Source organism: Archangium sp., assembly GCF_036389735.1.
In the GTDB taxonomy this organism is placed as follows: Bacteria; Myxococcota; Myxococcia; order Myxococcales; family Myxococcaceae; genus Archangium.
Genome location: NZ_DASVWK010001152.1, coordinates 1 through 10354 on the forward strand (window position 1 = coordinate 1; position 10354 = coordinate 10354).

Consider the following 10354-nt stretch of genomic DNA (forward strand, 5'->3'; position numbering starts at 1 on the left):
GAATCCGGACGTGAGGGCACCGGGCTGGGGCACATGCAGGACATGTCCACCCTGGCGCGCATCGCGCTGTCCCTGCGCCGGGGCGAGCACGTGAGCCACCCGGCCGTCACCTCCGTGAGCTCCGCGCACCTGCACGTGGACGCCGAGCCACCGCAGGACATCAACGCCGACGGGGAGCTCATCGGCCGGACTCCGGTCCGCTTCGAGCTCGCCCCCGCGGCCCTGCGCGTCTACGCCCCCGCGCCCACCACCCACTGAGCTCGGGAGGGCGCCCTCGCTAACCGGCCCGCTTCTTCGGGCTCGCGTAGGGGGCCAGCAGGTCGGGCCGGTCCACCAGACAGCGCAGCGCCTTGCCAGCGAAGGCCTCCAGCCGGTCGATGAAGGCGAAGTCGTGCTCGTCTCCCGCCTCGTGCGCCAGCTCATGCAGGATGATGCCGAGTGTGCGCGACTCCAGCGGATCCTCCAGCCGCACCTGTCCCCGCATGTTCACCCGCAGCACGCGCCGCTCGCGGTCGTACTCCGCCTCCACATGGGCGCTCGGGTCGCGCACCTTGCGCTCGAAGAACTCCACGCCCACCTCCTGCCCGATGAGTTCTCGCGACAGGCAACGCACCAGCCCCACGAAGCGCTCGGCCCGTGCCCCGGGCTTCACCACGGTGTCCCGCGGCGGGCCCTCCATCCGCTCCACGTAGGCGTCCGCGGACTCCACCACCGTCTCGAGCTGCGCCAGCGCCGAGTCCGGCATCCCCCGCAGATCCACCACCTTCGCCCCGAGCTGCCGCGCCCGGTCATCCGCGCGCGGCCCCACGGCCAGCACCGCCCGCGCCGGCAGCACCTTCGCCACGTAGGCCTGGAGCGCCTCCTCGCCCAGGGTGAAGTGCGCCAGCACCTCCGTCACCCACGCCCCCGACAGCTCCTGGCGGCTCAGCACGGGCGCCAGCGACTCGAGCAGGATGGCCGCGAGCACGCGCTTGTACGGGTCCCTCGCCGCATCGCGCTCGGCCGCCAGCGGAATGCGCTGCTGTACGTCCACGTGCCACGGCAGGTGGTGCGGCTCCACCGGCAGCCCCAGCTCGAAGAGGTGCGGCGTCTCCCCGGGACGCACGTGGTAGAGGTCCACCCGCGCGGGCCGCTCGACGAACCGCTCCACCCCCCGGTGCAGCTCCACCGTCTCCAGGGGGCACTCCTCCAGCGAGTCCTTGAACCGTGGAGGCCGCACCCCTCGTCCGTTGATGACCAGCTCCACCCCCGGCGGGGGAATGGTGAGGCGCAGCAACTGGAGCGCGGCCTCGCGCTCGCTGGCGCTCGTGCGGCGGAAGAGCCGCAGGCACGTGCCCACCAGGCGCGTGTTGGCCTTCACGTTGCGCCCCGAGTCGTCGAAGACGAGCGTACGGCCCACCGTCTCCACCTCGGCGCGGTCGCTCGCGGCGATCATCTCCTTCAAACCCCGGCCCTTGCGCCCTCGCCACGTGGGCGGCGTGTCCTTCTCCCCGAGGAAGACGGTGAAGGCGAACTCGTCGCGCGCGAGTCCCGCGGGTGCATCGTCCTCGATGCGGACCTCGTCCTCCGCCAGGCGCACCTTCACCCGGCGCGCGCGTTGGTCGAAGGCATTCTGCAGCGCCTCGCGCACGAGTTGGCCGAGCGGCCGGGCGCGGTTGGAGCGCCGCCAGCCTTCCTCCGACAACTCGAACCACTCCGCACGACCGTTCCGGGACTGGCGCATCAAGACTCTCCGAGCACGGGGAACACCTGAAAACAGCTCCGGCCGCGAGTCTCTTCCTGCGCACATCGAGCAGGTGCAGGCCGCCCCCGACGGCTCCGAGCATCTGGTGGTGGTCATCCGCTACCTCATCTGGGTCGGGGACGAGGCCGCCCACGAAGCAGCGGAGCGAGTGCTCCATTCGGTAGTGGATGCCCAACGAAGCGACGTGCGGGAGAACCTGACGAGCTGAACCGCGGGCTCCTCGAGAGCGGGCGCGGGGCTCAGGCCTTGTCGAGCGCGATGGAGAGCGCGTGGGCCGTGAAGTTCACCAGCGGGATGATGCGCTGGTAGTTCATCCGCGTGGGCCCGATGACGCCCACCGTGCCCAGCACCTGCTCCCGGCTCCCGTAGGGGCTCGCGATGACCGTCACGTCGCCCGCCGAGGAGAACTCGCTCTCGGTGCCGATGAAGATCTGCATCTCGCGCGCCCGCTGCACCCGGTCCAGCAGCGCCAGCAGCTTGTGCTTCTCCCCCAGCGTCTTGAAGAGCGCCCGCATGCGCTCCACGTCCGCGAACTCGGGCTGCTCCAGGAACGAGCCCGTGCCCTCGATGAGCACCCGCTCGCCCTCCTGCAGCGCCGTGGCCGCCGCGCCCAGCTTCAGCGCCTTGGCCGTCAGCGCGTTGTAGAGCATCTGGTCCTGATCCAGCTCGGCCCGGATGCGCTCGCGCGCCTCCTCCAGCGTCACCTCGTGCAGCAGCTCGGACAGGTAGTTGCTCGCCTTGAGCAGCTCGTCCGAGGTGAGGGGGAAGTCCACCGACAGGAGCTTGTTGTGCACCTGCCCGTTCTGCCCCACCAGGATGGCCAGCACGCGGTCCTCCCGCAGGCGCAACAGCTCGATCCGCTGGAAGACGGCCACGTCCGGGCGCGGAGTGACGACGATCCCCGCGTGCCGGGTCAGCGAGTGCAGCAGCCGCGAGGCCTCCGTCAGCAGATCCTCCAGCCCCGTCTCGTGCGCCAGCCCGGCGTGGATGAGCTCGCGGTCCCGCGGCGCGGGGTCCTTCAACCGCACCATGGTGTCCACGTAGAAGCGATAGCCCCTGTCCGTCGGTACACGACCCGCGGAGGTGTGCGGCTTCTCCAGGAAACCCAGCTCCTCCAGGTCCGCCAGCACGTTGCGCAACGTGGCCGAGGACACGTCGAACTCGGGCTTGCGCGCGAGGTGTTGGCTGCCGACCGGGCCACCCGTGGTGATGTACTCTTGTACGACGGCGCGGAGGACTTCCTTCTCGCGCTCACCCAGCTCCTCTGACATCTCTGCTCACACTCCCCAATCGAGCTTCGTCCACGGTCGACGAAGGCATCGAGAATGCACTGAAAGCTTAAGAAGGGGGAGGGAACGGTTCAATCCCCCGTCGGTCAGGGAGCAGCCTGGCATGGCGCACGTCTGGAGGCCGTCCAGGGTTCGCGCGAGGAACGCTCCCCTTCCATCATACACCCCTCCCCTGACTCCCCACATCTCTCGGGGCCCCACGACTGATAGATAGGGCCCACGCTCCACGCGCGAACACTGTCCTGAAGTCTCGGCGGTGCTCAAAGGAACCCCAGGGCAAGCCTGCCCGCATGGTCCTCGCCCTTGGGGGCGGGCCAAGGAACACCTCGCCCGGCGAGCACCACGGCGTTAAAAGCGCGACCGCCTTGTCCGCTCTCCGTTCCGTCCCCGCTCCGACGCCCGCGGTCGCGCCCCCCGCGGCTCCCCCGCTCCCCAGCAACACGCTCACGGTCCCCGCGCCCGTGGTCGTCGCGCCCGAGGCCACGAGCCGCGGGCTGCTCCTCTTCTGCCTCTTCGCGCTCTACATCGTGTGGGGCTCGACGTACCTGGCCATCCGCTGGGCGCTCCAGGGAGGCTTCCCGCCCTTCCTCATGGCGGGGCTGCGCTTCTCGCTGGCGGGCCTCATCCTCTACACGGTGCTGCGGCTGCGCGGGCACGCCAACCCGTCGGCGCGCCAGTGGGCCGCGGGCACCCTCATCGGATTCCTCCTGCTGGTGGTGGGCAATGGGGGCGTCGTCTTCGCGCAGCAGTACGTGCCCTCGGGCGTGGCCGCGCTCGTGGTAGGCAGCGTGCCGCTGTGGGCCTCGCTCTTCGGGGGCCTCTTCGGCCAGTGGCCCGGACGCGCCGAGCGCTGGGGCCTGGGCATCGGCTTCTGCGGCCTCGTGCTGCTCAACCTCGGCAGCGACATGCGGGGCAACCCGTGGGCCGTCGTCGCCCTGTTGGTGAGCCCGGTGAGCTGGGCCTTCGGCTCCATGTGGACGCGCCGGCTGCCGCTGGCCCAGGGGCTCATGTCCACGGCGACGCAGATGCTCCCCGGTGGCGCCCTCTTCCTGCTGCTCAGCTTCGGCCTGGGGGAGCACTTCAGCGCCCCGCCGGCCCCGCGCGCCCTGCTCGCCTTCTTCTACCTCGTCTTCTTCGGCTCGCTCGTGGCCTTCAGCGCCTATGGCTACCTGCTGCGCAACGCTCGGCCCGCGCTCGCCACCAGCTACGCCTACGTCAACCCGATGGTGGCCGTGCTGCTCGGCACCTTCCTGGCCGGCGAGTCGCTGAGCACCTGGGGCTTCCTCGCCATGGGCGCCATCCTCGGCGCCGTGGTGCTGCTCACCCGCGCGAAGCGCTGAGCCTCCAGGGCTCCCCGAGTGTCGCCACGATGACGTGACACCCGCGCATACCGCTGGGCGCGCGGGTGGAGTGTCGTGCCGAGCGCAGCAGCCTCTTTCCTCCCCTGGGGCGCGTTCCTAGTGTGCGCGACGCTCTGACGGTACCCCCTGGCAGGAAAGGATTCCGGACACGATGACCACCAAGACGGCGAAGGACGTGCTGGCGCTCGCGAAGGAGCAGGGCGCGCAGATGGTGAGCCTGCGTTTCATCGACTTCATCGGCCGCTGGCGCCATTTCGCGGTACCGCTGCACGAGCTGAACGAGGGGGTCTTCGAGGAGGGCCTGGGCTTCGACGGCTCGTCCATCAAGGGGTGGTTGGAGATCCACAACTCCGACATGTTGGTGATTCCGGACCCGAGCACCGCGGTGATGGATCCGTTCACGCAGGCGCCGACGCTGGTGCTGCTGTGCAACGTGAGCGATCCCATCACGAAGGAGCAGTACATGCGGGATCCGCGCAACATCGCGATGCGCGCGGAGAAGTACCTCAAGAGCACGGGCCTGGCGGACACGGCGTTCTTCGGACCGGAGGCGGAGTTCTTCATCTTCGACGGGGTGCGCTACAGCACCGAGCCGCACCACATGTTCTTCGAGGTGGACTCCATCGAGGGCGCGTGGAACACGGGCCGCGAGGAGGCGGGCGGCAACCTGGGCTACAAGCCGGGCTTCAAGGACGGCTACAACGCGCTGGCACCGACGGACGCGCACAACGACATGCGCGACGAGATGTGCAAGCTGCTGGGCGACGTGGGCATCACGGTGGAGCGCCAGCACCACGAGGTGGCGACGGCGGGCCAGTCGGAGATCGACTTCCGCTTCGACACGCTGGTGAAGACGGCGGACAACCTGATGTGGTTCAAGTACGTGCTGAAGAACGTGGCCGCGAGGTACGGCAAGGCGGTGACGTTCATGCCCAAGCCGCTCTACGGGGACAACGGCAGCGGCATGCACACGCACCAGTCGCTGTGGAAGGGCGGCAAGCCGCTGTTCGCGGGTGACGGCTATGCGGGCATGAGCGAGATGGCGCTGCACTACATCGGCGGCATCCTGAAGCACGCGCGGGCGCTGGCGGCGCTGTGCAACCCGACGAACAACTCGTACAAGCGGCTGGTGCCGGGCTACGAGGCGCCGGTGAACCTGGCGTACTCGAGCCGCAACCGCAGCGCGTCCATCCGGATTCCCATGTTCAGCGCGAGCCCGAAGGCCAAGCGGCTGGAGTTCCGCTCGCCGGATCCGAGCTGCAACCCGTACCTGGCGTTCGCGGCGCAGCTGATGGCGGGCCTGGACGGCATCGAGAACAAGATCGACCCGGGCGAGCCGCTGGACAAGGACATCTATGGGCTGTCGCCGGAGGAACTCAAGGACGTGCCGAAGATGCCGGGCTCGCTGGAGGAGGCGCTGGACTGCCTGAAGAAGGACCACAAGTTCCTGCTGAAGGGGGACGTGTTCAGCGAGGACGCGCTGCAGAGCTGGATCGAGCAGAAGCAGAAGGAGGTGGACGCCATCCGCCTGCGTCCGCACCCGATGGAGTACCAGCTCTACTTCGACATCTGAGGAGCCCAGGGGCTCCCACCGTACGGGGCGCATCCGGAGACACCGGGTGTGCCCCGTGGTCATTTCTGGCCCTGACACCCGAGCGGTGAACCGGGATACTGCGCGCGAATCCTCCCCGCCCCCGGAGTCCTCTCATGTCCTCGCATCGCGCACCCATGACACGGCTGCTCGCCCTCCTGCTGTTGTTCCTGCCCCTCCTGGCGCACGCGGCCGAGCCGAGCCCCAAGGCCGCCGCCCCCGCCAAGGCCCCGGGAACACCCTTCCCCCAGCAGGTGCTGCACAGCGCGGAGCTCTACTACTCGGTGCTGCTGTTCCACCCGACGGCGCCGAAGGGCGACGTGGTGGCCGAGGCGAACAAGCTGCTGGCGGCGAAGTACAAGGAGCTGAGCGGCGCGTGGAAGTCCGGCGCGCCGACACCCGAGGTCGTCGTGGAGGCGGTGTCGCAGGACAAGCTGGACCCGATCGACGAGGACCACCTGCGCTACTTCGCCCGGAAGGTGGAGCCGGAGGAGCGCAAGCGCCTGGCGGGAGCGAAGCACGCGACGGCGCTGAACTTCCACATCCCGTTCGCGAAGCGCCACGAGTCGCTGCTGGCGGCCATGCGCTTCTCGCACCAGCTCGCGGCCGAGCAGAAGGCCCTCCTGTGGGACGCCGAGACGCGCGAGTACTTCTCGCCCAGGAGCTGGAAGGAGACACGGGTGGACGGCTGGAGCGGCGGAGTGCCCTCGCTGCCCTCGCACATCACGATGCACGTGTACGCGGACGGCGGAGCCCAGCGGATGATCACGCTCGGCATGGTGAAGCTGGGCCTGCCGGACCTGGTGGTGGAGCAGGTGCCGGGCTCGATGACGAGCGACATGGGGAAGCTCGTCAACGGCGTGGCGCAGCTGCTGGCCGAGGGGCTCGGGGTGTCGGCGAACGGAGAGCTGGCGGTGGACCTGACGCGCGTGAAGGACGCCAAGGTGCAGCGCATGGTCACCGCGGATGACCCGAAGACGGCGAAGCGGAACGCGAAGCTGTGGGCCATCGAGGGCCGCCGCGACAGTGGAGACCCGGAGAACCCGCTGTTGGAGATCGCCTTCCCGGGGAGCGGTTCAGCACATGCGCGGCAACTGGCGGCGCTCGATGCGTTGTTCGGCAAGAAGCCCGACAGCCTCACCGCCGCGCCCCCGGGAGACCCGGAGCTGGAGGCCGTGGCCCGCAAGGCGCGCGCCCGGCTCAACGAGCTGCGCCCGCGCATCACGAAGGGAATTCATCCGCCCGAGGTGCTCCTGGTGAAGGCGGGCTTCCGCACGGACGACGACAACCTCGAGTACATGTGGATGGAGGTCGTCGTGTGGGAGAAGGACCGGCTGAAGGGGACGCTGGCCAACGAGCCTTTCAACGTGAGCCGCCTGCGCCGGGGCTCGCCGGTGGACGTGGCGGAGTCGGAGGTGCAGGACTACCTCTACGTGAGCCCCACCGGCACGCGCGAGGGCGGGGAGAGCAGCACCATCCTCATGCGCCGGGAGGAACAGGGCCGGTAGGGACACCAGGCGAGGGAGCAAGTACCTCGTGCCGCCCTCGCCCTCTTGGCATAAGTGGAGATCGCGAAGCAGAAGCTCATCGAGGAGCCGGGGAATGCACGTCGAACGACTGGAGCTGAACAACTTCCGAGGCATTCGCCACCTCGAGCTGGAATTCTCGGGCCGAACAACGGTGCTGGTCGGCATCAACGGCGTCGGCAAGTCCGCCATCCTCGACGCTCTGCGAAGCCTGCTCCTGCTTTTCGCCTACGAGCTCTTGCAAGCCCCGTCTCAGCGGCTCCCAATAAGCCTTACGGACATCCGGAATGACACGAGCGAGGTAGCACTGAAGCTTGCTCTCACCATCGAAAACCAGCGCTTGTCCTGGGGCATGATGGCCACGCGTTCCGTGTGGTTCACAGTCAAGTACCCCGATGCGCTGGCACAGCTCAAAGGCTACGTAGCGACGTTGATGAAGAAGGCCCAGGGAGGGGAGACACTGTCGGTTCCCGTCGTGGTGCACTACACCACGACGCGCGGTGACCTCTCCTGGGACTTCAGGCCCAAGGATGACGCTTTCAGTGGGTTCATGGGTTCCCTGCTCGACGCCTACCACAGAGCGCTGCCCGCGGATCCGCGCGACTTCCAACCGTTTTTCGAATGGTTCCGCGAACACGAGGACATCGAGAACGAACGACGCGCGCGGGGTGAGCCCCAGTTCGTGGATCCACAACTCGCGGCCGTGCGCAGGTCCGTCGACACGTTGATGGAGGGGTTCTCCGAATTGCGAATCGAGCGGCAGAACAAGCGCATGTCCATTCGCAAGGGCGACGAGGTTCTTGACGTGGATCAACTTTCCTCCGGGGAGAAGTCACTGCTGGCCCTGGTGGCTGATTTGTCGCGCCGGCTCTCTCTGGCGAACCCGGGAGCGGAAAACCCCTGTTCGGGCAGTGGAGTGGTGCTGATCGATGAAGTGGATCTCCACCTGCATCCACGCTGGCAACGGCGGCTACTGCCCGCGCTCGAGCGCACCTTTCCTCAGTGCCAGTTCATCGTCACCACGCACTCCCCCCAGGTCATCAGTGAGGTGAAGCCGGAGTGCATCTACCTCTTGGAGCGCAAGGACGGTGAGATCCAGGCGACGCGCCCTGAATCGTCCTTCGGGCGAGACAGCAACCGCATTCTGGAGGACCTGATGGGTGTGGACGAACGGCCCACGCGCATCAAGGAGCAGTTGCAGCGGTTCTTCCGTCTCATTGATGAAGGCAATCTCGATGAGGCCAAAGCGCTCCGGCAAGCGTTGGAAGAGGAGATCGGTTCCGACGAGCCAAACTTCGCCAGGGCTGACGTGCTCATTCGTCGCAAGGAGATGCTCGTCGGTGCGCCCCATCGTCCGCAGCGCTGAGCCCCCCTCTCTCACTGCCTGGAAGGCCCAGGCCTCCGCGGATTGGGCGCCAAGTTGGGACAACTTCCAGCGTCCGGAGAAACCCGCGGTTCTGGCGACGCTCCTGCGGGCTCAAGGCTTCGTTTGCTGCTACTGCGAGCAGCGAGTGGACGCTCGGAGTTCCCACATCGAGCACCTTCAGTCACGCCACTCCGCTCCGCATCTGGCGCTGGAATTCACCAATTTCCTGGCCTCTTGTCAGGGCGAGTTGCCCAAGGCGCCTGCTCACTGCGGGCACATCAAGGGAGATGTGACTATCGACGTGCATCCCCTCATGCACGATTGCCGAGAATTCTTCGTCTTCGACAGTGCAGGCGGAATCCTCCCGAGCCAGGAACCCCCTCGAGCCGCTCAAGCGCGGAACGCCGTCAAGACCCTGGGGCTCGATATCCCGAAGCTCGTTGCGATGAGGCGCGCGGCAATCGACGGAGCGCTAGCGCTCTTGGACGAAGCGGCCAATGACGAGGAGATCCGACAGTTCATCACTGTTATCGACTCTCGGGACACGGAGGGCAAGCACACGCCCTTCGCGAGCGCAGTCGTGCAGATACTCTCGGCCTATTTGCCCCCTCCCCCGCTCCCACCGGGAGACGAGCAGGGTGAGGCGTCGAGGCGTTGATGTGGCTCCCCTGTTCGAAACGTTTTCCATGGACCCAAAGCCGAAGGCAACGCCGCCCACCACACCGGACGGGCGCTACCTCGTGGTGAAGGGGCGGCTGTGGCGGCGCTCCAACCCGGCGCTCGGCACCACCCAGCGCGCGCTGCTGGTGGAGGCGCTGATGCATGCGCGACGAGACGTGGGGCGTGCCCTCCGCTCGGGCGACCGGGAGGCGGAGCGGGAGGCGAGAGCACGGGTCCACCGCGCGAAGGTGGCGCTCGGGGAGCGGGGGCCTCCGTGGTGGATGGACGGCGCCCCGGACTTCAACCGGCACCTCGTCCGCAACACCCCCTATGCCGCGTGGTTCGAGGGCTCGCGCTGAAGTTCAGGGAGGACCCCAGGCGGACGCGGGGTCCTCCAGCGCGGCGCCGATGTGGTGCAGGACCCGCGAGGCCAGCTCGGGGTCGATGACACGCACGTCGAAGGTGCAGGAGAGCGCCATCAGCTTGCCAGGCACGAGGGTGCCTCCCTCCAGGACGGGCTCCTCTCGCACCGCACCGGGGGCGAGGTAGAAGGCCACCCGCGTGTAGGGCACCATGGCCAGGAACGCGCGCTCCAGCCCGAGCGTGCCCACGTTGGACACCGCGACGGAGCCGAACGGGTCCTTCGGCATGCCCAACCACTGGAGGTCCACGTTGAACGAGGACGCAGACGCTCACCCGCTTGCGCAGCCAGAGCCGGTTCCAGCGCAGGAGGGCATTGGCCTCGGGGTAGTGCCGCAGCGCATCCGCCGCGGCCTTGGCCACCAGGTGCGTCACCGTGAGGCGCTGGCCCGTGCGC

The 10354-nt window shown here is 68.1% G+C and carries 10 protein-coding genes and 1 pseudogene; 8 read left to right on the forward strand and 3 right to left on the reverse strand.

All coding sequences use genetic code 11. The features are described from left to right. A pseudogene (locus VF794_RS41495) lies at positions 1 to 258 on the forward strand (lipid kinase); the annotation flags it as partial. Between the two features lie 19 nt (positions 259 to 277). Here VF794_RS41495 and VF794_RS41500 read toward each other — a convergent pair. Then, the gene (locus tag VF794_RS41500; protein WP_331119563.1) at positions 278 to 1723 is read right to left on the reverse strand and encodes an ATP-binding protein; all 1446 of its coding nucleotides are present in this window, start codon (positions 1721 to 1723) and stop codon (positions 278 to 280) included. A 73-nt stretch (positions 1724 to 1796) separates the two neighbouring features. Between VF794_RS41500 and VF794_RS41505 the strand changes: the two genes are divergently transcribed. After that, positions 1797 to 1952 (forward strand): hypothetical protein, encoded by a 156-nt coding sequence (locus tag VF794_RS41505; RefSeq protein ID WP_331119565.1) that lies wholly within the window; start codon positions 1797 to 1799, stop codon positions 1950 to 1952. A gap of 31 nt (positions 1953 to 1983) precedes the next feature. On the opposite strand, the gene hrcA is transcribed toward VF794_RS41505, so the two are convergent. Next, a complete protein-coding gene (gene hrcA / locus VF794_RS41510; RefSeq protein WP_331119567.1) occupies positions 1984 to 3015 on the reverse strand; it encodes a heat-inducible transcriptional repressor HrcA in 1032 nt (343 codons plus the stop codon). Between the two features lie 383 nt (positions 3016 to 3398). Here hrcA and yedA point away from each other — a divergent pair, with 383 nt between their 5' ends. The 6 genes from yedA to VF794_RS41535 all read left to right on the forward strand — a co-directional run bounded on the left by yedA (position 3399) and on the right by VF794_RS41535 (position 9896). Beyond that, the gene (yedA, locus tag VF794_RS41515) at positions 3399 to 4373 is read left to right on the forward strand and encodes a drug/metabolite exporter YedA (RefSeq protein WP_331119569.1); all 975 of its coding nucleotides are present in this window, start codon (positions 3399 to 3401) and stop codon (positions 4371 to 4373) included. A 172-nt stretch (positions 4374 to 4545) separates the two neighbouring features. Beyond that, entirely contained in the window at positions 4546 to 5967 is a 1422-nt protein-coding gene (glnA, locus tag VF794_RS41520; RefSeq protein ID WP_331119571.1) for a type I glutamate--ammonia ligase, read from the forward strand. Between the two features lie 134 nt (positions 5968 to 6101). Further along, a complete protein-coding gene (locus VF794_RS41525) occupies positions 6102 to 7493 on the forward strand; it encodes a DUF2314 domain-containing protein (RefSeq protein WP_331119573.1) in 1392 nt (463 codons plus the stop codon). Between the two features lie 94 nt (positions 7494 to 7587). Beyond that, on the forward strand, positions 7588 to 8877 hold the full coding sequence (locus VF794_RS41530; protein WP_331119575.1) for an AAA family ATPase: 1290 nt from the start codon (positions 7588 to 7590) through the stop codon (positions 8875 to 8877). Continuing rightward, a complete protein-coding gene (locus tag VF794_RS41845; RefSeq protein WP_414641029.1) occupies positions 8852 to 9535 on the forward strand; it encodes a retron system putative HNH endonuclease in 684 nt (227 codons plus the stop codon). The genes VF794_RS41530 and VF794_RS41845 overlap by 26 nt, the downstream gene beginning before the upstream one ends. 28 nt (positions 9536 to 9563) lie before the next feature. Further along, complete coding sequence (locus VF794_RS41535) at positions 9564 to 9896, forward strand: hypothetical protein (protein WP_331119577.1); 333 nt, start codon at positions 9564 to 9566, stop codon at positions 9894 to 9896. A 3-nt stretch (positions 9897 to 9899) separates the two neighbouring features. Here the strand turns inward: VF794_RS41535 and VF794_RS41540 are convergent, their stop codons facing one another. Continuing rightward, positions 9900 to 10187 (reverse strand): 2-oxo acid dehydrogenase subunit E2, encoded by a 288-nt coding sequence (locus VF794_RS41540; protein ID WP_331119579.1) that lies wholly within the window; start codon positions 10185 to 10187, stop codon positions 9900 to 9902. Positions 10188 to 10354: the final 167 nt, after the last annotated feature.

Bases quoted from the DNA above. Each gene is read 5' to 3' on its own strand.
- hrcA (WP_331119567.1), bottom strand. From the start codon at position 3,015: ATGTCAGAGGAGCTGGGTGAGCGCGAGAAGGAAGTCCTCCGCGCCGTC.
- VF794_RS41540 (WP_331119579.1), bottom strand. From the start codon at position 10,187: ATGCCGAAGGACCCGTTCGGCTCCGTCGCGGTGTCCAACGTGGGCACG.
- VF794_RS41535 (WP_331119577.1), top strand. From the start codon at position 9,564: ATGGACCCAAAGCCGAAGGCAACGCCGCCCACCACACCGGACGGGCGC.
- VF794_RS41525 (WP_331119573.1), top strand. From the start codon at position 6,102: ATGTCCTCGCATCGCGCACCCATGACACGGCTGCTCGCCCTCCTGCTG.
- VF794_RS41500 (WP_331119563.1), bottom strand. From the start codon at position 1,723: ATGCGCCAGTCCCGGAACGGTCGTGCGGAGTGGTTCGAGTTGTCGGAG.
- glnA (WP_331119571.1), top strand. From the start codon at position 4,546: ATGACCACCAAGACGGCGAAGGACGTGCTGGCGCTCGCGAAGGAGCAG.
- VF794_RS41530 (WP_331119575.1), top strand. From the start codon at position 7,588: ATGCACGTCGAACGACTGGAGCTGAACAACTTCCGAGGCATTCGCCAC.